Below are 23467 nucleotides of genomic sequence, written 5' to 3'. Positions count from 1 at the left end.
CCGGGAAGCCGAAGGAGTACCCCTGCTCCTTCAGCCAGGGCAGGACCTCGCTCAGGGCGTCCAGGGTCTGGGCGCGGTCGCCGCCCGCGTCGTGGCCCTGTCCGTCCTGCTGGCACTGGCGAGTTCCGTCTCGGCGGCGGCGCCCACGGGTGCTGCCCCTCCCGCGCCCGAGCGGCTGGCCGACACCGGCGGGGGCCGGCAACTGATCGTCGCCGAAGCCCCGGAGGCCGGGTCCACCACCGGCACGGTCACCTGGTGGGAGCTGCGGCGGGGGCGGTGGGCCCGGGCGGGTTCCGCGCCGGCCCGGTTCGGGGCGGCGGGCCTCGCCGAGGGGCGTACCCGGCGCCAGGGCACGAACACCACCCCGACGGGCCTGTTCGACCTCCCGTACGCCTTCGGCGTCCGACCGGCTCCGGCCGCGACGGCTTACCCGTACCGCAGGGTGACGGAGGGTTCGTGGTGGTGCCAGGACAACGGGGCGCGCGACTACAACCGTTGGGTGGAGCCGTTGCCGTCCGACTGCCGGGCCGCGGAGGCCGAGCACCTGATCACGTACCCGGCGCAGTACGCCCGGGCGATGGTGATCGGCTTCAACTACGCGAAGCCGGTACGGGGCCGGGGTGCGGGCATTTTCCTGCACGTCGACGGCGCAGGGGCGACGGCGGGCTGCGTCTCGGTGCCGGCGAAGGCGATGGACCGCGTCCTGGCCTGGGCCGACCCGGCGAAGCACCCGCACATCGCCATCGGCACCTCCGCCGGGGAGCTGGCGGTCACCCGCTACTGACGCCCCCACGACGCGCGGGAGCCCGGTCCGCGGGTGGCGGTCCGGGCTCCCGCACGTACGGGGTACGCGTCAGCGTTCGTTCTGCGCGAGGCGCAGGAGGTGGTCGGCGAGCGCCTGACCACCGGCCGCGTCACGGCTGATGAGCATCAGCGTGTCGTCCCCGGCGATCGTGCCGAGGACGTCGTGGAGTTCGGCCTGGTCGATGGCCGAGGCGAGGAACTGCGCGGCGCCCGGGGGCGTGCGCAGGACGACGAGGTTGGCCGAGGCCTCCGCGGAGATGAGCAGCTCCGAAGAGAGGCGCCGCATCCGCTCCTCCTTGGCGGAGCCGCCCAGCGGTGCCTGCGGGGTGCGGAATCCACCCTCGCTCGGCACGGCGTAGATCAGCTCGCCACCGGTGTTGCGGATCTTGACCGCGCCCAGCTCGTCGAGGTCGCGGGAGAGCGTCGCCTGGGTGACGCTCAGCCCGTCGTCGGCGAGGAGCTTGGCCAGCTGGCTCTGCGAGCGCACCGGCTGACGGTTCAGGATGTCCACGATCCGGCGGTGGCGTGCCGTGCGGGTCTGCGGCACGGCAGGGCCGCCGTGGTCGTTGTCCTGCGCCTCGGTCATCGTCGTCGCCTCATTCTCCGGGTGGTCATGCTCCGGGTTCTCCGTCGCCCTTGCCCGGTTCCACCGTGTCCAGCGCGCCCCGCAGTACGGCCAGGAAGGCGTCCACCTCCGCGTCGCCGATGATCAGCGGCGGCATCAGCCGTACGACATCGGGTGCGGGGGCGTTGACCAGGAGGCCCGCTTCCTGGGCCGCCTGCTGCACCTGCGATGCGTGGGGCCCCGTGAGCACGATACCCAGCAGCAGGCCGGAGCCGCGGACGTGGGAGACGAGCGGGTGTCCGAGCCCCTCGACCTCCTCACGGATGCGCTCACCGAGCCGCTTGACGTTGTCGAGCGCCCCGTCCGCCGCCAGGGTGTCCAGCACGGCGAGGCCGGCCGCGCAGGCGATCGGGTTGCCGCCGAAGGTGGTGCCGTGGTGACCCGGCTTCAGCAGGTCGGCCGCGGCACCGAAGGCGACGGTGACACCGAGCGGCAGCCCGCCGCCGATGCCCTTGGCGAGGGTGACGATGTCGGGCTCGACGTCCTCGTGGGCCTGGTACTCGAACCAGGTGCCGCACCGGCCGATGCCGGTCTGCACCTCGTCGAGGACGAGCAGGGTGCCGGTGGCCCGGGTGATCTCGCGGGCGGCGGAGAGGTAGCCCTTGGGCGGGACGACCACGCCCTTCTCGCCCTGGATGGGCTCGATGATCACGAGCGCGGTGTCGGTGGTGACGGCGGCCCGGAGCGCTTCCACGTCTCCGTACGGCACGTGGGTGACGTCGGCGGGCAGCGGCAGGAACGGGTCCCGCTTCTTCGCCTGTCCGGTGAGGGCCAGCGCGCCCATGGTCCGGCCGTGGAAGCCACCGGTGGTGGCGACCATGCCGGTCCGGCCGGTGAGCCGGCCGATCTTGAAGGCGGCTTCGTTGGCCTCGGCGCCGGAGTTGGCGAAGTAGACCCGTCCGCTCCGGCCGAAGAGCTGGAGCAGCCGCTCGGCGAGCGCGACGGGCGGCTCGGCGATGAAGAGGTTGGAGACGTGTCCGAGGGAGGCGATCTGGGTGGAGACCGCCTCGACGACCGCGGGGTGGGCGTGGCCCAGCGCGTTCACCGCGATACCGCCGACGAAGTCGAGGTACTCCTTGCCGTCGGCGTCCCAGACCCGGGCGCCCTCGCCCCGGACGAGGGGGATCTGCGGCGTGCCGTAGTTGTCCATCAGCGAGTCGCTCCACCGCTGACCGAGTTCCGCGTTCGTCATGCTGACCCCTCCGTGTCCGTACCCGGCTCTGCCGCCGTGTCCGTGTCCGGCACGACCATCGTGCCGACGCCTTCGTCCGTGAAGATCTCCAGCAGGATCGCGTGCTGGACCCGGCCGTCGATGACCCTGGCGGTCTCGACGCCGTTGCGTACCGCGTACAGGCAGCCCTGCATCTTCGGGACCATGCCGCTGGACAGCTCGGGCAGGAGCTTCTCCAGCTCGGTCGCGGTGATGCGGCTGATCACGTCGTCGCTGTTCGGCCAGTCCTCGTAGAGGCCCTCGACGTCGGTGAGGACCATCAGCGTCTCGGCGTTCAGCGCGGCGGCCAGGGCGGCGGCTGCCGTGTCGGCGTTGACGTTGTAGACGTGGTTGTCGTCGGCGGAGCGCGCGATCGAGGAGATGACCGGGATGCGGCCGTCCGCGAGGAGTGCCTCTATGGCACCGGTGTCGATCTCGGTGATCTCGCCGACCCGGCCGATGTCGATGAGCTCGCCGTCGATGGTCGGGCGGTGCTGGACGGCGGTCATGGTCCGGGCGTCCTCGCCGGTCATGCCGACGGCGAGCGGCCCGTGCTGGTTGAGCAGGCCGACCAGCTCGCGCTGGACCTGTCCCGCCAGGACCATCCGTACGACGTCCATCGCCTCGGGCGTGGTGACCCGCAGTCCGGCCTTGAACTCGCTGACCAGGCCCTGCTTGTCGAGCTGGGCGTTGATCTGCGGCCCGCCGCCGTGCACGACGACGGGCTTGAGGCCGGCCTGCCGCAGGAACACGACGTCCTGGGCGAAGGCCGCCTTCAGCTCGTCGTCGATCATGGCGTTGCCGCCGAACTTGATGACCACGGTCCGGCCGTTGTGCCGGGTCAGCCAGGGCAGCGCTTCGATGAGGATCTGCGCCTTCGGGAGGGCGGTGTGTTTCCGGGCCGTGCTGTTCTCGGCGCCCGTGGTGTTGTCGGCGCCTTCCGGGGTGTTCTTCGAGGTGCTCATGAGCTGTACGCGCTGTTCTCGTGGACGTACTCCGCGGTGAGGTCGTTCGCCCAGATGACGGCGGACTCGGTGCCCGCGGAGAGGTCAGCGGTGATCTTGACCTCGCGGTAGCGCATGTCGACCAGGTCGCGGTCGTCGCCGACGCTTCCGTTCTTGCAGACCCAGACGCCGTTGATGGCGACGTTCAGCTGGTCGGGGTCGAAGGCGGCCCGGGTGGTGCCGATCGCGGAGAGCACCCGGCCCCAGTTGGGGTCCTCGCCGTGGATGGCGCACTTGAGGAGGTTGTTGCGGGCGATGGAGCGGCCCACCTCGACGGCGTCGTCCTCGGTCGCGGCTCCGACGACCTCGATCCGGATGTCCTTGGAGGCACCCTCGGCGTCGCCGATGAGCTGGCGGGCCAGGTCGGCGCAGACGGTCTGCACGGCGGCGGAGAACGCGTCCTGCTCGGGGGTGACGCCGCTGGCTCCGGAGGCGAGGAGCAGCACGGTGTCGTTGGTCGACATGCAGCCGTCCGAGTCGACCCGGTCGAAGGTGGTGCGGGTGGCGTCGCGCAGGGCGGCGTCCAGCGCGGACGCCTCGACGTCGGCGTCGGTGGTGAGGACGACGAGCATGGTGGCGAGCCCGGGGGCGAGCATGCCCGCGCCCTTGGCCATGCCGCCGACGGTCCAGCCGTCTCCGGTGGCCACGGCGGTCTTGTGGACGGTGTCGGTGGTCTTGATCGCGATGGCGGCGTCCGTGCCGCCTTCCTCGCTGAGGGCGCCCGCGGCCTTGTCGATGCCGGCGAGCAGCTTGTCCATCGGGAGCAGCGTGCCGATGAGCCCGGTGGAGCAGACGGCGATCTCGCCGGCGCTGTGGCCTTCGAGGACCTCGGCGGTCTTCTCGGCGGTGGCGTGCGTGTCCTGGAAGCCCTTGGGGCCCGTACAGGCGTTGGCGCCACCGGAGTTGAGGACGACGGCGGAGACCTCGCCGCCCTTGAGGACCTGCTGGGACCAGAGGACGGGTGCGGCCTTGACGCGGTTGGAGGTGAAGACTCCCGCGGCGGCGCGGCGCGGCCCGAGGTTGACCACGAGGGCCAGGTCCGGGTTGCCGCTCTCCTTGATCCCGGCGGCGATGCCCGCCGCCGAGAATCCCTGTGCTGCCGTGACGCTCACTGCATCTCCTCGTTCGCTTCTCCGCCCGCGCGGTGCGGCGCTGCGGCGGTTTCCGTGGTGGTCCGGGGCCGGGCGTCCGTACGCCCGGCGCGCGGGGTGGGTGCGGCCGGGCGCGGGTCGGTCACGGTGCCACGCCGGTCGTGGTCAGACCGGTGTCCTCGGGCAGCCCGAGGGCGATGTTCGTGCTCTGCAGGGCACCCCCGGCGGTGCCCTTGGCGAGGTTGTCGATGGCGCTGATCACGATGATCCGGTCGGCGGCGGGGTCGTACGCCACCTGGATCTGCACGGCGTTGGAGCCGTACACGGCCGCAGTGGAGGGCCACTGGCCTTCGGGGAGGAGGTCGACGAACGGCTCGTCCGCGTACGCCTTCTCGTAGACGGCGCGGAGCGCCTCGCCGTCCACGCCGGGCTTCGCCTTGGCGCTGCAGGTGGCGAGGATGCCGCGCGGCATGGGGGCGAGGGTCGGGGTGAAGGAGACCGTGACGCGTTCGCCGGCGACGGCGCTGAGGTTCTGGGTGATCTCCGGTGTGTGCCGGTGTCCCCCGCCGACTCCGTACGGGGTCATGTTCCCCATCACCTCGGAGCCGAGGAGGTGCGGCTTGGCCGCCTTGCCGGCGCCGGAGGTACCGGACGCGGCGACGACGACCGCCTCGGGTTCGGCGAGCCCGGCGGCGTACGCCGGGAAGAGCGCGAGCGACACGGCGGTCGGGTAGCAGCCGGGTACGGCGATCCGCTTGGTCCCGGCGAGCGCGGCGCGGGCTCCGGGCAGCTCGGGCAGCCCGTAGGGCCACGTACCGGCGTGCGGCGAACCGTAGAATTTCTCCCAGTCCGCGGCGTCCGCGAGCCGGAAGTCGGCCCCCATGTCGACGACCAGGACCTCGTCGCCGAGCTGCTCGGCGACGGCGGCGGACTGTCCGTGCGGCAGGGCGAGGAAGACCACGTCGTGCCCGGCGAGCGCCTCGGCGGTGGTGGGCTCCAGCACCCGGTCGGCCAGCGGCCGCAGGTGCGGCTGGAGCGCGCCGAGCTTCTGCCCGGCGTTGGAGTGGCCGGTCAGGGCGCCGATCTCGATCTCGGGGTGGGCCAGCAGCAGGCGCAGCAGCTCACCGCCGGCGTATCCGCTCGCCCCTGCCACCGCTGCACGTACCACCATCGGAATCCTCCTCATCGATGGCATGACTATACGCAGCGATGCACTTTTATGCAAAGGTCGGGAGATGAAGCCGTCACCGCGAGGCGATGCGCCCCAGAAGCACGGATGAACCACCGGGGGGGCACCCCGTCGGGTGAGCCGATCAGGGGAAGCCGCGCGGCGCGGGACGTGTCGTCCGTCGGAACCGGTGGTGCGCTCGCCACGCTGAACGGCCTTTGGCCGTTCACGAGCAGGAGTGACATCGATGGACTCATCACGCGGAATCAGCAGACGTGCGGTACTGGTGTCGGCACCCGCCCTGCTGTCCGGCGCGCTGCGGACCCCCCGCGCGTCGGCCGCGGCACCCTTCGGCCCGCCTCCGCTGATCCGGTCGGCGAACGGAGTCCTGTCCACCACCCTGCGGGTCGCGTTCACCCGGGGAACGCTCGCCGGTGTCGGCGACTTCGATCTCCGGCTCTACAACGGCTCCATCAACGGGCCGACCCTGCGCGTGCGGCCGGGCGATCTGCTCGACATCGAACACATCAACGATCTGCCGCCCAACCCCGATCAGACCTCGCACAGCGACCACAACGTGCCGCACGGCTTCAACACGGTGAATCTGCACACCCACGGACTCCACGTCTCACCGAGCGGGGACGCCGACAACGTCTTCAGGGAGTTCACCCCCTACGATCCGGCCAACGGTCTGACCGTCACGAGCTACCGCAGCCGCATCGAGATTCCCGCCGACCACCCGGGCGGCACGTTCTGGTACCACTCGCACGTGCACGGGTCGACCGCCGTCCAACTGGCCGGCGGCCTGCTGGGCGCGCTCGTCGTGGAAGGCGAGATCGACAGGGTCCCGGAGATCGCTGCCGCGAGCGACGTGGTGATGTGCATCGGTGAACTCAAGCTCTCCGACGGGCAAGTGCCCGAGCTGCGCGCCGAGAACGACCTCAACAGGGTGGCGTCGACGTTCGTGGTCAACGGCGCCTATCGACCGGTGATCCAGTTGCGCGAGGGCGAGGTGCAGCGCTGGCGTCTGATCAACGGGTCGGCGTTCAGCGTCCTGCCGATCCGGGTGGAGGGACACGCGCTGCACCAGATCGCCATGGACGGGGTGGCTCTCACCCGGACCGTCGAGCGTGACGGGGTCACCCTGTCGATGGGCAACCGCGCCGACGTCATGATCAGAGCGCAGAGCCCGGGCGACTACCGCGTCACGGCGGGCGGCGTCCTACTGGCGACCCTGACCGTGACTCCGGGCTCCGGCGTACGGATGGAGCTGCCCACGGATCTGCCGGGGCCCGCTCCGTACATCGACCCGCAGGAAGTGACCCGCCTCCGTTCGCTGACCTTCCACAGCGACATGAACGCTTTTCCCGGCCAGCCCTTCCCCCACGCGTACCGCATCACGGGCGACGGAGCGACCCCGCCGGCCCGCGACCAGGCCGACCCGACGGACCCGGCTTACGGACGGTTCGATCCGGCCGTCGTCAACCACACCCTCCGGCTCGGCGAGACCGAGGAGTGGACGCTGCGCAACGACTCGAGAACCCACCCCAACCACTCGTTCCACCTGCACACCAACCGCTTCCTGGTCACCGCCGTCGACGGCGTCCCCCTGGGCACGCCGGTGTGGCAGGACACCGTCGGCGTCAGGAGGGGCGGCTCGGTGACCCTGCGCGTCCGCTTCACGGACTTCACCGGCCGGGCCCTCATCCACTGCCATGAGCTCCAGCACGAGGACCGGGGGATGATGCAGCTCGTCGAGTACGTCGAGTGACGCGCCGAGGCGGTGGCCGGGAGCAGGTCAGGCGTCCGCGCGCGCCAGGTGGCCCGGGAGGTCGGTGAGCCGTTCGATGCGGCGGACCGACCCGTCCGCCACGGGTGAGGGCCCACCGGTGACGAAGTCGATGCCCCGGTCCAGCCAGATACCGGTGAGCCCGGCGTCGGCTGCGGCGAGCACGTCGCTCTTGAGCATGTCGCCCACGTTGACCGCGCGGGCGGGGTCCGTCCCCATCCACCGGCAGGCGGCGGCGTAGGCGGCGGGCTTGGCCGCGCCGAGTTCGGTCGGGGTCAGGACGGCCTCGAAGTGGTCCAGGAGACCGAAGCGGGCGAGCTTGGCACGCTGCTGCCCGGGATCCCCGTTGGTGAGTACGGCGAGCCGCGGCCCTCCGGGGAGCCGCTCCAGGGACTCCAGGCAGGGGCGGACGTCGGGGTAGCACTGCCAGGTCTCCTCGAACACGGCGAGGTAACGCTCGTCGATCCAGGCGTCCAGGAGAGCGGGGCTGTCGGGGACCGGCTCGCCCAGGAGGGGCAGGAAGGACCGGACCCTGCGCCGGTGATGCTCGGCGAAGGAGCATTCGCCGGCCAGGTACTCCCGCATGTGGCGCGCCTCCAGCGCCCACCACGCGGCCACCGACTCCTCCGGCGGAGCCGTCGCGTTCGGCGCCGCCCGGACGATGGCGCCGATGGTCTCCAGGACCGCACCGCGATGGTCGACCAGGGTCCCGTCGAGGTCGAAGAAGATCACGTCTGTCATGTGCGCGATCATCCTCGACGGGCGTCCCGGCGACTACCCGCGCGGAGTTCAGCGTTCGCGGAGTTCGTTCGTCGCCGTCCCGGGCTCCCGGCGAGCGCCGGAGCGACGTAGGATCGGCCGCCCGCGCCGACGGGCCGGTCCGGGCGGACACCCCGGACCCGCCGCTCCGCACACTTCGAGGGAACCGTGGAACGACCCGACGACCGGCTCGCGTCCGTCCTGCGCTTCGCGGTGGAACTCGCCGCCTGGGTGGCCACGCCCTGGGCGCTGTCCCGGTACTCGTGGCCTCTCGCGGTCCTGTCGGTGGTCGTCCTGATCGGTCTTCCGGCCGTCTTCGCGACACCGGGCGACAAGAAGCAGGTGATCGTCCCGGTGCCCGGCACGGTCACGATCCTGCTGGTACTCCTCCAGATCGCCGCCGCCGTGGTTTTCTCGTGGTCGGCCTGGCCCGCTCGGGCGGCGGTTCCGGTGTCCGTGCTCGCGGCCCTCGCCCTCGTCACGGAACGCCCCCGGTGGCGGTGGCTCCTCACCCGGGGCGGCCGTGCCACGGAACCGAGCTGACGCGCGCGGGCCGCGCCCGGTCGGACGGATACGGCCCAGGACGTCGCTGCCCCGGCCCCGACGTCAGCGTGACCCGTCCGGTTCGAAGCTCGCGAAGTAGGCGGCGGCCATGTCCTCGTGGCCGTGGCCCTGGGCGGCGGCGCGGGCGAAGCGGTCCGCGCTCGCCGCCGCGCCGTCGAGGCGGACGCCGTACCGCTGCCCGGCCTCCACGATCAGGCGGGCGTCCTTCTCGGCCGTGGTCACCGCGAAGCTGGCCGGTTCCAGGCCGTCGTCGAGGATGAGGCCGGACTTGGCGCGCAGATATCCCATGTCGAGCGGGCCACCGCCGATGGCGTCGAAGAAGTCCTGCGGGTTCACTCCGAGCGCCTTGGCGAGTGCCAGGGTTTCTCCGGTGGCGGTGGTGGCCGCGATGACCCAGCTGTTGGCGACGAGCTTGAGGCGGGTGGCGCCGCCGTCCGCCCCGTTCTCGCCCGTCCAGACGGTCCGGGCCCCGACCGCGTCCAGTACCGGGGCGACGGCCGCGCGGCTCTTCGCCGGGCCCGCTGCCAGGATGAGCAGCTGCCCCGACTCGGCGGGCTGCCGGGTGCCGAGCACCGGCGCGTCGAAGAAGACCAGGCCGTACTCCTCGGCGGTCGCGGCGAGCGCCTCGACCGCGTCGACGCCCACGGTGGTCGACTGCACCCAGGCGGTGCCCGGGCGGAGTGCCGGCGCGGCCTGCCGCACGACCTCCGCCACCGCCGGCCCGTCGTGCAGCATCGTCAGGACCACGTCGGCGCCCTCGACGGCCTCCGCGGGGGTGTCGGCGATCCGCGCGCCGTCCTTCGCCAGCGGTTCGGCCTTGGCGCGGGTGCGGTTCCAGACCTGTACAAAGTGCCCGGCGCGGGCGAGGTTGCGGGCCATGGCGGCACCCATGATTCCGGTGCCCAGAACGCTGACGGTGAGTGTGTCGGTCATGGTCGGTCGTCGACCTTTCTGTCGTGAAGGGCAGCGACGGGCACAGTGCCTCGTCCGACGGGCGGCGGCGCCCCCATCTGCACGCTACGTCGTGCGGCGGAACCTTGGGCGGCCGGGCGGCGGGAGGAGGCGGACCATCTCGCCGACCGGCAGGGCGGGATTGGCCGCCGCCGCCCCGGCCAGTGCCGCGTCAGGGTGGTCGAGCAGCCCGACGAGCACGGACCGCGGCAGGGACGGATGGCCGGCCGCCGCGATCCGAACCCGCGGGTCCGCCAGGCAGGCCACCAGCGACGCCGGCGTCGCCCCGGGCCGGCCGGCCACCGCGCGGAGCACCTTCCGTACGGGCGGGGTGCGCAGCGCCAGCTCCTCCAGGAACGCGGGCGAGGCGTCCGGGTTCTCGGCCACCCGCCCGGCCACCTGCGCTCCGAAGCGCGTGATCATCGCGCGCAGCGTCGCCTCGGGGAGGCCGGGGTGCGGGGCCACCGCGCGGACCACCCTCGCGTCGGGGTCGGCGGCGAGCCGGTCGCGGATCGCCTCGGGCAGATCGTGGCGTTCGGCCACCAGGGCCCGTACGGCCGGGTCCCGCGAGGCCGCCAGCAGGGCGATCTCGGCGGGTGTGGCCCCGGCGATCCTGGCGAGCGGCACCGGGCCCGTCCGTACCGTCCCGGCCAGGGCGGTGAGCACGTCCAGCGGCAGGCGCGGGTGATGTGCCACCTTGCGGCGGACCTCGGGGGACGGGTCCGCCGCGAGGACGCGGACGGCCGCCTCGCCGGTCGCGGGATTTCCCGCGAGTTCGTCCCTGACCCAGTGCGCGGGGTCGCGTGCGAGGCGTTCGTACGCGGAGTCGGGCAGGTCCTCGCGGGTGGCCAGTGCCCGGCGCACCGGGTCGCGGGGGTCGTCGGCGAACGGGAGGACCGCCTCGGTGGGGGTGGCCCCGTTCTCCAGGGCCCTTACGAGCAGCTCGTGGACGGTGGACTGGTGGGAGCCGTCACAGGCCGCCCCGGACCGCAGGTCGCATCCGGGGCGTTCGCAGCCGGAATCGTGGGTGTACGGAACTGGTTCCTGGTCGCAGACCAGGCAGTGGCGGACCGGCGGCAGCCCTTCGCCGGTGATCAGCGCCGCCAGGACCGGGGGCGGTGTCATCGGGTTCACGGCGAGGGCACCGCGTACCTCGGTGTGCGGGTGCCGGGCGAGCCGGGAGGCGACCGCGGTGGACGTGGTCCAGAACGCCAGCTCGGTCACCACCCGTACGTCGGGGTCCTGGGCCAGTGTCCCGGTGACGTCGTCCGGCAGGTCGGGGAGGGCGGCCAGGGACTCCCGCAGCCAGTACTCGGGCACCCCGGCGAGATGGCGGGCCCACGCGGAGGAACCGGCACCGGCCTCCAGCAGGGCGAGCGCGACGAGAGGCCGGCGTACCGGGTCGACGTCGGCCGCCGTGAACACCTGTAGCGCCTTGGACATGGACACCCCGGCGCAGTCCTCGTGCGCCGAGACCAGGCGCCCGGCCTGTTCGCGGTTCAGATCGGAGCGCTCGCCGAGGGCTTGGGCCAGTTCGCAGTCGAGGGGTTCGAGGCAGACGTCCTCGTACGCGAGGAACCGGTCGATCAGGTGAGGGGGCAGCGAGGGGTTGGCCGCCAGCCCGAGCAGGAGGTGAAACACGGCACGCATCCTGTCGCGCGGGGCCGGGCGGGAGCCACCGGTTATCCGGTCGTCAGGTCATGCGCTCATGCGCTCGTCCGGTCGTCCGGTCGTCCGCTCGTCCGCTTCGGGCGCCGCCGGGCCGTTCCCGTTCCGGGCCCCGGGCCGTCCCCGTCTCACGCCGCTGGGACCTGTACGGTCCGCGCGGCCGGAGCGGGCACAGCTCCGCCCGGCCGCGCGGGGTGTTCCGGTGGCCGGGCGGGGGTGTGGAGCCTGGGTCAGGAATCGGCCTTCTCGGCGCGCGCGGCACGCTCGGCGTTCCGCTCCTTGATGCGGACGGCCTCCTTGCGGACGTCGGCCTGGGTGGCGCGCTCGGCGCTCAGCCATTCCGGCATCTCGTTCTTGAGGGCGTCGATCTGCTCGGTGGTGAGCGGCTCGGTGACTCCACCGCGGGCGAGGCCGGAGATGGAGACGCCCAGCTTCGCGGCGACGACCGGGCGGGGGTGCGGGCCGTTGCGGCGCAGTTCCTCCAGCCAGGCCGGCGGATCGGCCTGCAGCGCGTTGAACTCGCTGCGCGAGACCACACCCTCCTGGAACTCGGCGGGGGTGGCTTCGAGGTACACACCCAGCTTCTTCGCCGCGGTGGCGGGCTTCATCGTCTGGGGTGTCTGGTGCGAGGTCATGTGTCAAGAGTAGCGAGCGTGTGCGAGGCCGCCGACCACACCGCCCGCGGCAGGGGGTGCGACGGGTTCCCTGCCATGGTCCGCCGGACGTTCCCCGGGGGTGGGGCCGGTAACCTGGCGGGGTGACTGGCTCCGACGCATCCCCCTCCTTCCGCCTCGCCTACGTACCGGGCGTGACGCCTTCCAAGTGGGTGCGCATCTGGAAAGAGCGCTTCCCCCGCATCCCGCTGGAGCTGGTCTCCGTGCCGCCCGGCGAGGCCCCTGGGCTGCTGCTGGAGGGCGGTGCCGACGCGGGTTTCGTACGCCTGCCGGTCGGCCGCCAGGAGCTCAGCGCGATCCCCCTGTACACCGAGACCTCGGTGGTGGTGATCCCCAAGGACCACCTGCTGGCTGCCGCGGAGGAGGTGTCCGCCGAGGACCTCGCGGAGGACATCGTGCTGCATCCGCTCGACGACACGCTCGGCTGGGAGCGCCCGCCGGGGCTGCCCGCGTTCGAGCGGCCGGAGACGACGGAGGACGCCGTGGCGCTGGTCGCGGCGGGGATCGGTCTGCTGGTCGTGCCGCAGTCGCTCGCCCGGCTCCACCACCGCAAGGACCTCACCTACCGGACGATGACGGACGTCCCGGAGTCGCGTATCGCGCTCTCGTGGCCGGAGGAGAAGACGACCGGGATGGTCGAGGACTTCATCGGCATCGTCCGGGGCCGCACGGTGAACAGTTCGCGCGGGCGTACCCCCACTCCCCCGCAACCGAAGCAGGAGAAGCGGCCGGCCGCGGGCGGGCAGCGTCGCGGCGCCGCCACGGGCAAGCCGTCGTCCCGCAACCCGCGGGGCGGGTCGGGCGGCGGGGCCAAGGGCGCGAAGGGCGCGGGGGGCGCCAAGCGCGGAAAGCCGCGCGGGCGATAGTCGTCGGAGCTCTCTTGCCGCCCCGGACCGGGCGATAGTCGTCGGAGCTCTGCCGCCCCGACCACCCGCTCGCTACCCTCGCCCCCATGGGTGCGCTTCTGCCGTTGTTGATCGTCGTCGGATGTCTGGCCGCCGTCATGGGCCTCTTCGGATCGCTCGCGGCCCGGGTGCGGCGCCGGGGAGCGGCCGGGGCGGCGATCGGGGCGGCCCTCGCCTCGTACGAGGAGGCGTTCCGGACCACTTCGTACGCCGCTCACCAGGAGATCCTCGCCCAAGCGGACCGGCAGGCTCCGCTGCCGTCCCCGGACCGCGGCCGACGGCCCGCCGCGCCGGAGTACGGGCCCAGGGGCCGTGCGGGGAGGCTGCCCGCCCCGCGGCGGTCGCGGCCGGGACGGCGGGGCCTCCTCCGCACCGGACGGGCGCGGTGGCGGGACGGTCGTCCGGGCGGACGCTGAATCGTTCGCCGTCCGCCGACTGGACCCGCAGGAGCGCGCCGGGTACCCCCTCTGCGCGAGGTCCGGCCCGAGAAGTGTCAGGATGGTTCTATGACCATCAAGGCTTACTTCGACATCACCATCAACGACGAGCCCGCCGGGCGGATCACGTTCAACCTCTTCGAGGACGTCGTCCCGAAGACCGTGGAGAACTTCCGCGCCCTCGCCACCGGCGAGAAGGGCTTCGGCTACGAGGGCTCGTCCTTCCACCGTGTCATCCCGGAGTTCATGCTCCAGGGTGGCGACTTCACCCGTGGCGACGGCACGGGCGGCAAGAGCATCTACGGCGAGAAGTTCGCCGACGAGAACTTCAAGCTCACGCACGACAAGGCGGGCCTGCTCTCGATGGCCAACGCCGGCCGTAACACCAACGGCTCGCAGTTCTTCATCACCACCATCCTGACCCCGTGGCTCGACGGCAAGCACGTCGTCTTCGGTGAGGTCGCGGACGAGGACAGCATGAAGCTGGTCAAGAAGATCGAGGGCCTCGGCTCCCAGAGCGGCCGTACCTCGGCCAAGATCACCATCGCGAAGAGCGGCGTCCTCTAAGGATTGCCACCGCACCCCCTCGCGCGACCTGCCTCGCGCACCGGGCGTGAACAGCGCGCGGGCCGACAGAATCCGTCGGCCCGCGCGTTGTCGTCCCGGCGCTCGACCCGGACCTGACGCAGCCGGACGCGTGCCCCGCCCGGCGCGGATGCCGGGGAGGGCGGCAGATCGGGCGGTGCCGTCGCCGTATCCGCATCCGTATCCGCTGCCGTTGCCGTTGCCGTTGCCGTTGCCGTTGCCGTTGCAGCCGGGGTATCGGCTTCCGAGAACGCCCTACAGCCCCACGGCGCCGTCGATTCCCTGGCGCAACAGGTCGGCGTGGCCGTTGTGGCGCGCGTACTCCTCCACCATGTGCAGCAGAACCCACCTGAGCGAGATCCGCCCCTGCCAGGGGTCGTTGGCGGACACGTCGAGATCGGGGGCTTCAGCGACGAAGCGTTCCGCGAAGTCGACCTCTTCCCGCCAGACCCGCCAGGCTTCCGCGGTGCGCGCGACGCCGGGGACGGCGCGGTCGAACGCTCCGTCGGGCTCGTCCACCGTGGAGAAGGGCGCAGGACCCTCCTGGCCGGCCAACCGCTGTCTGAACCAACGGTGTTCCATGTCGGCCAGGTGCCGGACGAGTCCCAGCAGGGACAGGCCGGAGAAGTCCACGGACCGCATGGCCATGGCGTCGGGGTCGAGCCCGGAGCACTTCAGGACCAGGGTGTCCCGCTGGCGGCGCAGTGAGGCGACGAGCATGGTCCGCTCGTCGCTCTGCGTCGGGACCTCGACCCGTGGGTCACTGCCGGGATCGGTGAACATCTCCGCAAACCGTTGCATGTCCGGGATTGTGACCGATCTCCACCCCGGTCGCACCGGTTTTCACCCTTCCGGAGAGAGCTCGGTACGTCAGCGGGCCTGCGGTTCCAGGGAGAGGCTCCAGCGGCCCGGTTGCCCGACCAGAGTGACCGCCGCGAGGGGACGCACGTCGATGTTCCAGTATGCCGAGGGCGGGGCCTTCAGCGCGTAGACGAGGATCGCGCGGACCGCCGGGGGTTCGGCCACCGCGACGATGGAACCACCGTCACAGGGACGGGTGTCGAGCCAGTGGCCGATCCGCGCGATGAAGCCGAGCAGCGGCTCGCCACCGTGCGGCGCGGAGCGGGGATCGGCCAGCCACGCGTCGACGGCGGCGGGCTCGCGGGCCGCGACCTCCGCCAGGGTCATGCCCCGCCAGCGCCCCATGTCGCAGTCCCGCAGGTCGGGTTGGGCCATGGGGGCGTAGCCGAGGGCGTCACCGGTGGCCCGACTGCGGGGGCTCGGCGCGCAGTAGCGGAGGTCGGCCGCGCCGAGCGGGACCAGGGTGTGGGCGACGAGTTGCACCTCGTGCCATCCGGCATGGTCGAGCGGACGGTCGTCGTCGAAGCGCTCGGCGAGCAGGGACGAGCTTCGCGCTGCCGCCACGAGGGAAACCCGAACACTCATGGCCGCGATCGTGAGGCCGACAGCCCATCGGGTCAAGAGGGCTCGCATATAAGGGAGTTGGCAATCCGGTACGTGTCGGTCAAGGTCCGTCCCGTCGCGGGCGAACCGCGCCGGGAGGGGCACCGGTACGAGAAGGGCTCTATCCGTTGGTCAGAGCCATCCACTGGCCGGGCTCCTCCAGCCCGAGGAAACCGGCCTTCGCGTACACCCCGTGGGCGTCGCCCGTGGCGAGCAGAATCCTGCGGACACCGGCCGGGGCGAGGTGGTCGCGTACCGCCTCGGCCAGCCGTACGCCGAGTCCCCGTCCGCGGGCCGCCGGGTCGACGTAGACGTCGCAGAGCCAGGCGAAGGTGACGTGGTCGGTCACCACGCGCGCGTATCCGACCTGTGTGCCGGACTCGCGCTCGTACACACCGAAGTTGAGCGAGGCCGCGATGGCCGCGTCCTGCTTGGCTCGGCTCCGACCGAGCGCCCAGTAGGCGTCGCTGGAGAGCCAGCGGTGGATACGGGCCAGGTCGAGCCGGGCGGCGTCGGTCGAGATGTCGTAGTCCTGAGAGATCGCATCTGACATCGGAACAGGCTACAACTTTGGCCGCGGACCGTGCTCTTCATGCCCGCGTGGTAGATCGCCGGAAACGACCGGTCCGGCCCCCGTGCGCCTCGTGCCGACGGCAAGGCACCGTGCCGTGACCTACCTGCGTCCCGGCGGCCCCGGTCGGGCGGAGGGAGAACCGTCTCCCCGATGCCGTGACCGACCACGTCCGGACGATCGTTGCCGGCCGCCTGCCGCTTGCCCCTTCGGCGCCTCTCGCCCTCGAGATCACGGACCACGGACCACGGACCACGGCCAGGGGGCATGAACCGGAAGCCGGGTGCCCATGGGCCCGGTCATGTCTCCTCGACGTCCTCACCCGCGAGGAATGGACGCAACAGCGAGAGCAGGGCGTGCGGCCGGTGCAGCGGGATGATGTGGCCGCAGTCATCGATGAGGTGTCCGGTGAGATCGTCAGCGATCGGGCGGAGCTGGCGTTCCAGTGCGGCGCCGACGGGCCGGGCGCCCACCACCATCGTCGGAACCGTCAGACGGGCAGTGGCGACCGCCCGCTCGATCTGTACCGCGCTCGCCGGCAGCGCCCGGTAGTACGAGAACGCCCGGCGCAACGCCTCGCGGCCGGTGTACGCGCGGACGAAGGCGTCCCGGAGGGCGGGGCGCACTCCGTCACCGAGCGTGCCGGCACTCAGGAACCAGTCGACGTAGGCGGCCTCGTGGCCCTCCAGTACGGTCTCGGCGAGGCCCGGCGCGGCGGAATGGAAGCCGAACCACCACGGTGGCCCGTCGGCGAGGAAGTCCTCTGCACCGGGCAGCCCGCCCAGGACGGACTCCATGACGGCCAGACGCCGGACGAGACCGGGGCGGCGCAGGGCGAGAAGGAAGGCCACCGCCGTTCCCGCGTCGATGCCCACCACCGCGGCCGAGGACACGCCGAGCGCGGTGAGAAGCGCGGCGGCGTCCTCGGCCAGGGTGCCCGCGTCGTACCCGGAGGCGGTCCCGCTGCTCGCGTCGTACCCGGAGGCGGTCCCGCTGCTCTCGCCGAATCCGCGCAGGTCCGGCGCGATGACCCGGTAGCGGCCGGAGAGGCCGGCGATGACGTCCGTCCACAGCTCCCAGGTGTGTGGGAATCCGTGCAGCAGCAGGACGGCCGGGCCCGACCCGGCGAGGGCGACGTTCAGTTCGACGCCGTTGACGGGGACGCGCCGCAGCTCGGGCATGGAGAGGCTCCAGAGGTGGTGAGGAGGAGTGGCCACCTCACGCTAAGGAACTACCCTGGCTCCTCCAAGACGGCACTTTCCCTTCAGGTGGTGAGCCCGGAGTGACCGCATCGCGGCCCGGTGAACCCGGTCGGCGGCCCGGTGAGCGGGGCGACGCAATGGATCCGCTGTGCCCGACCCGCCAGTTGCTCGACCGTATCGGCACCAAGTGGACATCGATGGTGGTCAAGGTGCTGGCCGAGGAGGCGCCCGGCGAGCTCCGTTTCGCGGAACTGCGGCGCCGGGTCTCCGGCATCTCTCAGAAGATGCTGTCCGTCACCCTGCGGAGTCTCGTCCGGGACGGCCTGGTCACGCGCCGGGTGGAAGCCACCGTGCCACCCGCCGTCCACTACCGGCTCACCGAGCTCGGCCTGTCCCTCGAAGGGCCGCTCTCCGCCCTGCGGGTCTGGGCCGAAACGCACATGCCGGAGATCGACCGCAGCAACCAGCTCGCCGACGGGTCTGCGAGCTGTACTGACCAGCAGCGCTGTTCCCACGGTTGACCGGGGGCCGGCCCCGCGGGGCGGCACGGCAGTGCCGGCGGCAGGTGCGGGGGCATTGCCGGGCGGGCGGACGTCCGCAACCGCCCTGGGACGCCTCGGGGCGCACCCCAGGGACCTGTCCATCCACGTCACGTCCGCCCGCGCCGCCGCCTCCGGTCACTCCCCGAAGGCTCCGAGGGTCTCGTACGCGTGGCGCAGGCGCCGGACCCCCTCGGCGATCTCGCCCGCGTCGGAGGCCGCAGCGAAGCTGATCCGGACCTGCGCGGAGGGTGGTTCGGCGCAGAAGTACGGGCGCCCCGGGGCCACCGCGACCCCGGCACGCAGGGCGCCGGAGACGAACGCCGCCTCGTCGGCACCGCTGCCGCCGTTGCCGGGGACGCGCAACCAGAGGCTGCCGCCGCCGGACGGTACGAGCGGCAGGTCGAGTCCGGGCAGCGAGCTGCGGAGTTCACCGGCGAGCAGGGTACGGCGCCGGGCCAACTCGACGGCCACGGAGCGTAGATGCGTGCCCCAGGAGGGGGCCCCGACCAGTTCGAGGGCGGCTTCCTGGAGGGGCCTGGGCACGAAGAAGCTGTCCACGACCTGAATCGCCCGCAGTCTCTCCAGCACCGGGCCGCGCGCGGCGAGCGCGCCGACGCGCATGCTGGGCGAGGTGACCTTGGTGAGCGAGCAGACATGGACGACGACCCCGTCCGGATCATCGGCGACCAGCGGCGGCGGCAGCGGGCCGGCGTCCTCGTGGGCGAGGCGGCGGGCGAAGTCGTCCTCGACGACGAACGCGCCGGCCGCCCGCGCGATCCGCAGCACCTCGGCCCTTCGCCCGGGGGCGAGCACCGCGCCCGTCGGATTCTGGAAGAGCGGCTGGCAGACGAACACCCGGGCGCCGGTGGCATGGAACGCGGCGTCCAGCAGTTCGGGCCGCACTCCGTCGGCGTCCACCGGTACGGGGACGGGCCGCAGCCCGGCGGCGCGGGCGACGGCCAGCATGCCGGGGTAGGTCGGCGACTCGACGAGTACGGGGGCGCCGGGTGGAGCGAGCGCGCGCAACGCGGTGGCCAGCGCGCTCTGGCCACCCGCCGTGATCAGGACGTCGGCCGCACCGACGCCGGGCCCGATCTCCCGGGCGAACCAGGCGCGCAGCTCGGGCAGGCCGTCCACCGGCGGCCGGTCCCAGGCGCCGGGGCGGCGGCCGGCCCGCGCGAGGGCTGCGGCCAGGGCTCGTTCGGGCTGGAGGGAGGGGTGGAGGTAACCGCCGTTGAACTCGATGACGCCCGGTGGGGGCGCGGCAAGGGTGACGAGGACCCCCGAGGCGTCGACGGTACGGGGCACCACCTCGGGTCCGCCGTCACCGCTGAGCGAGACCTCCTGCCAGGACGTGTCGCCCCGGGCCGGTGCGGTGGTACGCGCCCGGGCACGGAAGGCCCCGGCGCCGGGCCTGGTGACGACCAGCCCCTCGGCGGCCAGTTGGGCGAGGGCCCGGGTGACGGTGACCGGGCTGACCCGGAAGCGTTCGACGAGAGCGCGGCTCGACGGCAGTTTTCCCCCGGGTGAGTAGCGGTTCAGCTCTCCACGCAGGGATTCCGCCAACTCCCCCACACTGCTACGCTCATTCATGAGAGACGACAATAGCGCTACCCGTTCCGGGGCGATAGCGCTCACGCCCAGCACCCCGTCTGCCGTTCCTCCGGCCGCCTCCGGCATCCCCGTTGCTTCCGTCAGCCCTGTAGGGCGCGCCTCAAAGGTCCCGGCCTCCGAACGGTCCGGCTTCGCCCTCGCCTCCCTCGGGGTAGTCGCCTTCTCCCTGACCTTTCCCGCCACCGTGTGGGGGCTGGAGAGTTTCGGGCCCTGGTCGCTGGTGGCGCTGCGCAGTGTGCTCGCCGCGCTGGTCGCGGGCACGGTCCTGCTGGCGGCCCGCAGTCGGTGGCCGGGCCGCCGCCACCTGGGCGGGCTACTGGTCGTGGCGGGCGGGGTGGTGGCCGGGTTCCCGCTGCTGACCACGCTCGCGCTGCGGACGACGACCTCCTCGCACGCCGCCGTGGTAGTGGGGCTGCTGCCGCTGACCACGGCGGTCTTCTCGTCCCTGCGCACGGGCGCCCGTCCGCCCCGCGCGTTCTGGATCGCGGCGCTGGCGGGAGCGGCCGTGGTGCTCGCGTTCACCATCGCGCAGAGCGGCGGCGCCCTCTCGTCCGGTGACCTGTACCTGTTCGGCTCGCTGGTGGTGTGCGCAGCCGGGTACGCGGAGGGCGGGCGACTGGCACGGCTCATGCCGGGCTGGCAGGTGATCGGCTGGGCACTGATCCTCTCGCTTCCGGTAGCGGTGGTGGGCAGCGCGGTGGCGCTGGCGTACGAGCCGGTACACCTGACCGGGCACGGCATCGCCGGCCTGGCGTGGCTGGCGGCCGGCTCCGCGTTCGTCGGGCTGTACGTCTGGTACCGGGGCATGGCGGAGATCGGCATCCCCCGCGCGAGCCAGCTGCAACTGGCCCAGCCGCTGCTGACGCTGGTCTGGTCGTTCCTGCTGCTCGGCGAGGAGCTGTCGGCGGCGGCCCCGCTCGCGGCGGTGGCCGTGCTCGTCTGCATCGCGGCGACCCAGCGGGCAGGGGCCAAGCGCCCGCGCGAGAGCCGGGCCGCACGGTCATAGACTTGTCGACAAAGGGGTCGCCGTCCTGAAGGAGGTCGTTCCCCATGGAGGCTCAGACCGGCGACCGGTTGCTGACCCACGGCAGAACCGTGGGCCACCCCGACCGGGTCGCGGAAATCGTCGAGGTGAAGGGCCCGCACGGCACTCCGCCGTACCGGCTGCGCTACGCGGACGGCCACGAGTCACTGGCGTACCCGGGGCCGGACAGCGTGGTGCAGCACGAAGGCGAGCGGGACAAGCCAGGAACCGCCTGATCGGGCCGCCCTTTTCCCAGCTCGCCGACGTGGACCGGGCCCAGGAATCTCCCGCTCAGCCGAGCCGGTGGTCGATCCAGATACGCCCTGCCCCTGCCGCACGGCCCCGGTACGCGCCCAGCGCGCCGCCGGGGCCGTGCGCGTGGTGCCAGGTCCAGTAACCGGTGAGAGCCACCGCGAACACGCTCGCCGCCTCGGGAGCCACCGCACGCCAGGCCGGAACCCGGGCGGCGAGAGCGGCCTCCGCGCCCGCCGGACTGTGACCGGCGAGGATCAACTGCGGGACAAGGAAAGCCGCGTCCACCCATGCGGCGCCACGCGCTCCCCACGACCAGTCGAGGATTCTGACCCGCCCCGTGCCGGTCTCGGTCAGCATGTTGTCCGCGCGCAGATCACAGTGCACCAGCGTGTCTCCGACGGACAGTTCCACCAGCCGCTCAGCGCTGTCCAGGTCTTCCAGCCGGGCTCGCCGCGAGGCGGTCCACGGGCTCCGCCCCACCGACCCGACCGGCTCCGCCGCGAGCCGCACCCAGTGTCCCGAGAGCGCCGAGAGGGTCTCCCCGACCGCACCGGCCTCCGGCACCGGACACGGCGTCAGCCCCCGCTCCAGCCCGCCCACCGCCTCCAGCACGCCGACCAGATCCGCCGACCCGGGCCGCAGGTCGGGCTCCCGGCCCCGCACCGACTCGAAGGCGTTGACGACCCAGTCGCCCACCTCCAGCGACCACAGAAACTCCGGCGCGATCACAGTCGGCAGATGCTCCCCGACCACGGCCTCGGCCCTGTAGTGCGACGCCATCCGAGCGCCGAGCGGCGATGCCTTGAGAAACACCTCACCGCCTCCGGCACACCTCACCCGCGCGGCAAGCCCCTGGGTGAAACCGCCTCCCTGGTGGATGACGTCCACCACCGGCGCACCGAGCCTCCCCCGCACCGCTTCCCGTACCCCGCTCGGCAGGTCCTCCCACCGTGCCCGTCCCGCATCTGCGCTCACCGATCAGTCCTCCCCCGGGGCTGGTGTTCACCGCGAGGAACGCGCCGAGCCCGGCGAGTGCCACGCCGTTCGAGCGTTCCGCGTGCGTCATGCGGCCCACGGACGGCGGGACGAGCCCGGACCACGTGGGCGGCCCTCAGGCGGAAGCCTTCAGGCAGAAGCGTTCAGGCGGAAGCGTTCAGGCGGAAGCCATCTCCCCGCCCGGTCGAGCAGCCTCACCCCACCCCGTAGTGGTCCGCCGCCACCCGGGCCATGGCGCCGATCCGGTCCGCCTTCACGCTGTTCGCGGAGAAGAACGCGTGTCCGCCGACGGCCGGGTAGTCCTCGGCGAGGGTGAGGTGGCGGGAGAGTTCGGACGTGCTCTGCCAGGCGGAGTTCTGGGCCGGGTCGCCGGCCTTGTAGAGCGCCTCGCCGATGTAGAGGTCGACGTCCGTCCCCTCCACCACTTCGGCCCACCAGGGGACGAGTTGGGCGTAGTCGGCGCCCGATTGGCCGATGCTCCAGTACAGCTGAGGACAGATGTAGTCGATCCACCCCTGCTTGATCCACTTACGGGTGTCCGCGTACAGATCGTCGTACGTCTGCACTCCGGCGGCGGTCGGCGAGCCGAGCGGGTCGGTCGTCTTGTTGCGCCAGACGCCGAAGGGGCTGATGCCGAAGCGGACGTGCGGCTTGATCGCCTTGATCCGGTCGGAGGTTTCCTTCACCAGCCGGTCGATGTTGTCCCGGCGCCAGGCCGCCTTGCTGCTGAAGCCGGAGCCGTGTTCGGCGTAGGTGTCGGCGTCGTCGAAGGTCTGGCCGGAGACGGGGTACGGGTAGAAGTAGTCGTCCCAGTGGACCGCGTCGATGTCGTACCGGCTGACCGCGTCCAGCATGGCGTCCTGGACGAACGCGCGGACCTCCGGCAGACCCGGGTCGTAGTACAACTTCCCGCCGTACGGAACGACCCAGTCCGGGTGGACCCGGGCGGGGTGGGTGGCGACGAGCTTCTTCGGATCGGTCTGGTTGGAGACCCGGTACGGGTTGAACCAGGCGTGCAGTTCGAGGCCGCGGTCGTGGGCCTCGGTCACCGCCGTGCCGAGCGGGTCCCAGCCGGGGTCCTTGCCCTGGGTGCCGGTCAGGTACTGCGACCAGGGCTCGTGGGGCGAGGGCCAGAGCGCGTCGGCGCTGGGCCTGACCTGGAGAATGACCGCGTTGAGGCCGAACCGGACGGCCCGGTCCAAGTGGGCGATCAGTTCGCTGCGCTGGGTGGCCGCCGACAGGCCCGTGGCCGAGGGCCAGTCGACGTTGACCACGGTGGCGATCCACATCCCGCGCAGCCCCGTCGCCGCGCGGTGACGTCGGTCACGGGACACGGGCCCCGCCGCCCCCGCCGGGCCCGGTGCGGCCAGGGCCGCCACCACCCCGGCCGCGCCCAGCACGAATGCCCTCCGGCCCATGCGCCGCATACGCTCCACCTTCCGCTCGCGCTCCGCCGTACCGCTCCGGTCGGCTGCGTGACGCAGATCATGCCTTCTCGGACCGTTGATGACCCGCAGGTAACTTGGGCCGCGTCGCCGGGTACCGTCTGGAGGTCGAAGCGGGTA

The 23467-nt window shown here is 72.4% G+C and carries 24 protein-coding genes and 2 pseudogenes; 9 read left to right on the top strand and 17 right to left on the bottom strand.

Annotated elements, in window-relative coordinates; all coding sequences use genetic code 11:
* Positions 1–94 (bottom strand): annotated as a pseudogene (locus ACWD3D_RS06760) (polysaccharide deacetylase family protein); the annotation flags it as partial.
* Here ACWD3D_RS06760 and ACWD3D_RS06755 point away from each other — a divergent pair.
* Complete coding sequence (locus ACWD3D_RS06755; protein ID WP_451459839.1) at positions 92–784, top strand: L,D-transpeptidase family protein; 693 nt, start codon at positions 92–94, stop codon at positions 782–784. The pseudogene ACWD3D_RS06760 and the gene ACWD3D_RS06755 overlap by 3 nt on opposite strands.
* 69 nt (positions 785–853) lie before the next feature.
* On the opposite strand, the gene ACWD3D_RS06750 is transcribed toward ACWD3D_RS06755, so the two are convergent.
* The 5 genes from ACWD3D_RS06750 to argC all read right to left on the bottom strand — a co-directional run bounded on the left by ACWD3D_RS06750 (position 854) and on the right by argC (position 5905).
* Positions 854–1390 (bottom strand): arginine repressor, encoded by a 537-nt coding sequence (locus ACWD3D_RS06750; RefSeq protein WP_328722689.1) that lies wholly within the window; start codon positions 1388–1390, stop codon positions 854–856.
* A gap of 25 nt (positions 1391–1415) precedes the next feature.
* Positions 1416–2621: an acetylornithine transaminase gene (locus ACWD3D_RS06745; RefSeq protein ID WP_451459838.1), complete on the bottom strand. Its 1206-nt coding sequence runs from the start codon at positions 2619–2621 to the stop codon at positions 1416–1418.
* Positions 2618–3604, bottom strand: a complete 987-nt coding sequence (argB, locus tag ACWD3D_RS06740; protein ID WP_451459837.1) for an acetylglutamate kinase — start codon at positions 3602–3604, stop codon at positions 2618–2620. The genes ACWD3D_RS06745 and argB overlap by 4 nt, the downstream gene beginning before the upstream one ends.
* Entirely contained in the window at positions 3601–4755 is a 1155-nt protein-coding gene (gene argJ / locus ACWD3D_RS06735) for a bifunctional glutamate N-acetyltransferase/amino-acid acetyltransferase ArgJ (RefSeq protein ID WP_451459836.1), read from the bottom strand. The genes argB and argJ overlap by 4 nt, the downstream gene beginning before the upstream one ends.
* Positions 4756–4876: 121 nt before the next feature.
* Complete coding sequence (argC, locus tag ACWD3D_RS06730; RefSeq protein WP_451459835.1) at positions 4877–5905, bottom strand: N-acetyl-gamma-glutamyl-phosphate reductase; 1029 nt, start codon at positions 5903–5905, stop codon at positions 4877–4879.
* A gap of 244 nt (positions 5906–6149) precedes the next feature.
* On the opposite strand from argC, the gene ACWD3D_RS06725 reads away from it, so the two are divergent.
* Entirely contained in the window at positions 6150–7673 is a 1524-nt protein-coding gene (locus ACWD3D_RS06725; protein WP_451459834.1) for a multicopper oxidase family protein, read from the top strand.
* Between the two features lie 27 nt (positions 7674–7700).
* On the opposite strand, the gene ACWD3D_RS06720 is transcribed toward ACWD3D_RS06725, so the two are convergent.
* Positions 7701–8432 carry an HAD family hydrolase gene (locus ACWD3D_RS06720; protein WP_451459833.1) on the bottom strand — a complete coding sequence of 244 codons (732 nt, stop codon included), beginning with the start codon at positions 8430–8432 and terminating at the stop codon, positions 7701–7703.
* A gap of 186 nt (positions 8433–8618) precedes the next feature.
* Here ACWD3D_RS06720 and ACWD3D_RS06715 point away from each other — a divergent pair, with 186 nt between their 5' ends.
* Complete coding sequence (locus tag ACWD3D_RS06715; RefSeq protein ID WP_451459832.1) at positions 8619–8993, top strand: hypothetical protein; 375 nt, start codon at positions 8619–8621, stop codon at positions 8991–8993.
* Between the two features lie 63 nt (positions 8994–9056).
* On the opposite strand, the pseudogene ACWD3D_RS06710 reads toward ACWD3D_RS06715, so the two are convergent.
* The 3 genes and pseudogenes from ACWD3D_RS06710 to ACWD3D_RS06700 all read right to left on the bottom strand — a co-directional run.
* Positions 9057–9959, bottom strand: a pseudogene (locus tag ACWD3D_RS06710) (NAD(P)-dependent oxidoreductase); the annotation flags it as partial.
* 72 nt (positions 9960–10031) lie between these two features.
* A complete protein-coding gene (locus ACWD3D_RS06705; protein ID WP_451459831.1) occupies positions 10032–11615 on the bottom strand; it encodes a hypothetical protein in 1584 nt (527 codons plus the stop codon).
* Positions 11616–11863: 248 nt separating this feature from the next.
* A complete protein-coding gene (locus ACWD3D_RS06700) occupies positions 11864–12268 on the bottom strand; it encodes a DUF5997 family protein (RefSeq protein ID WP_451459830.1) in 405 nt (134 codons plus the stop codon).
* A gap of 122 nt (positions 12269–12390) precedes the next feature.
* Between ACWD3D_RS06700 and ACWD3D_RS06695 the strand changes: the two genes are divergently transcribed.
* The 3 genes from ACWD3D_RS06695 to ACWD3D_RS06685 all read left to right on the top strand — a co-directional run bounded on the left by ACWD3D_RS06695 (position 12391) and on the right by ACWD3D_RS06685 (position 14216).
* The gene (locus ACWD3D_RS06695) at positions 12391–13173 is read left to right on the top strand and encodes a LysR family substrate-binding domain-containing protein (RefSeq protein WP_451459829.1); all 783 of its coding nucleotides are present in this window, start codon (positions 12391–12393) and stop codon (positions 13171–13173) included.
* Between the two features lie 86 nt (positions 13174–13259).
* Positions 13260–13628 (top strand): hypothetical protein, encoded by a 369-nt coding sequence (locus ACWD3D_RS06690; RefSeq protein ID WP_451459828.1) that lies wholly within the window; start codon positions 13260–13262, stop codon positions 13626–13628.
* A gap of 90 nt (positions 13629–13718) precedes the next feature.
* Positions 13719–14216, top strand: a complete 498-nt coding sequence (locus tag ACWD3D_RS06685; protein ID WP_451459827.1) for a peptidylprolyl isomerase — start codon at positions 13719–13721, stop codon at positions 14214–14216.
* A gap of 273 nt (positions 14217–14489) precedes the next feature.
* On the opposite strand, the gene ACWD3D_RS06680 is transcribed toward ACWD3D_RS06685, so the two are convergent.
* The 4 genes from ACWD3D_RS06680 to ACWD3D_RS06665 form a co-directional block, all read right to left on the bottom strand.
* Positions 14490–15035, bottom strand: coding sequence for a DinB family protein (locus ACWD3D_RS06680; RefSeq protein ID WP_451459826.1), 546 nt, complete (start codon positions 15033–15035; stop codon positions 14490–14492).
* Between the two features lie 69 nt (positions 15036–15104).
* Positions 15105–15680: a histidine phosphatase family protein gene (locus ACWD3D_RS06675; RefSeq protein ID WP_451459825.1), complete on the bottom strand. Its 576-nt coding sequence runs from the start codon at positions 15678–15680 to the stop codon at positions 15105–15107.
* Positions 15681–15819: 139 nt separating this feature from the next.
* Positions 15820–16251 (bottom strand): GNAT family N-acetyltransferase, encoded by a 432-nt coding sequence (locus tag ACWD3D_RS06670; RefSeq protein WP_451459824.1) that lies wholly within the window; start codon positions 16249–16251, stop codon positions 15820–15822.
* A gap of 317 nt (positions 16252–16568) precedes the next feature.
* Positions 16569–17450 (bottom strand): alpha/beta fold hydrolase, encoded by an 882-nt coding sequence (locus ACWD3D_RS06665; RefSeq protein WP_451459823.1) that lies wholly within the window; start codon positions 17448–17450, stop codon positions 16569–16571.
* 158 nt (positions 17451–17608) lie between these two features.
* Here ACWD3D_RS06665 and ACWD3D_RS06660 point away from each other — a divergent pair, with 158 nt between their 5' ends.
* Positions 17609–17992 carry a winged helix-turn-helix transcriptional regulator gene (locus tag ACWD3D_RS06660; RefSeq protein ID WP_451459822.1) on the top strand — a complete coding sequence of 128 codons (384 nt, stop codon included), beginning with the start codon at positions 17609–17611 and terminating at the stop codon, positions 17990–17992.
* Between the two features lie 156 nt (positions 17993–18148).
* Here ACWD3D_RS06660 and ACWD3D_RS06655 read toward each other — a convergent pair whose 3' ends face one another.
* Positions 18149–19606, bottom strand: coding sequence for an aminotransferase-like domain-containing protein (locus ACWD3D_RS06655; protein WP_451459821.1), 1458 nt, complete (start codon positions 19604–19606; stop codon positions 18149–18151).
* Between ACWD3D_RS06655 and ACWD3D_RS06650 the strand changes: the two genes are divergently transcribed.
* Together ACWD3D_RS06650 and ACWD3D_RS06645 are read left to right on the top strand one after the other, a co-directional pair.
* Positions 19605–20633, top strand: a complete 1029-nt coding sequence (locus ACWD3D_RS06650) for a DMT family transporter (protein ID WP_451459820.1) — start codon at positions 19605–19607, stop codon at positions 20631–20633. The genes ACWD3D_RS06655 and ACWD3D_RS06650 overlap by 2 nt on opposite strands.
* Positions 20634–20677: 44 nt before the next feature.
* The gene (locus tag ACWD3D_RS06645) at positions 20678–20887 is read left to right on the top strand and encodes a DUF1918 domain-containing protein (protein WP_451459819.1); all 210 of its coding nucleotides are present in this window, start codon (positions 20678–20680) and stop codon (positions 20885–20887) included.
* 55 nt (positions 20888–20942) lie between these two features.
* Here ACWD3D_RS06645 and ACWD3D_RS06640 read toward each other — a convergent pair whose 3' ends face one another.
* Positions 20943–21881, bottom strand: a complete 939-nt coding sequence (locus ACWD3D_RS06640) for a phosphotransferase (RefSeq protein WP_451459818.1) — start codon at positions 21879–21881, stop codon at positions 20943–20945.
* 215 nt (positions 21882–22096) lie between these two features.
* On the bottom strand, positions 22097–23329 hold the full coding sequence (locus ACWD3D_RS06635; RefSeq protein WP_451459817.1) for a glycoside hydrolase family 10 protein: 1233 nt from the start codon (positions 23327–23329) through the stop codon (positions 22097–22099).
* Positions 23330–23467: the final 138 nt, after the last annotated feature.

The sequence above is a fragment of the Streptomyces sp. NPDC002690 genome (genome assembly GCF_053592415.1).
Note: the sequence above shows the minus strand (reverse complement) of the source record. Positions and strands in the feature narration are given on the sequence as shown.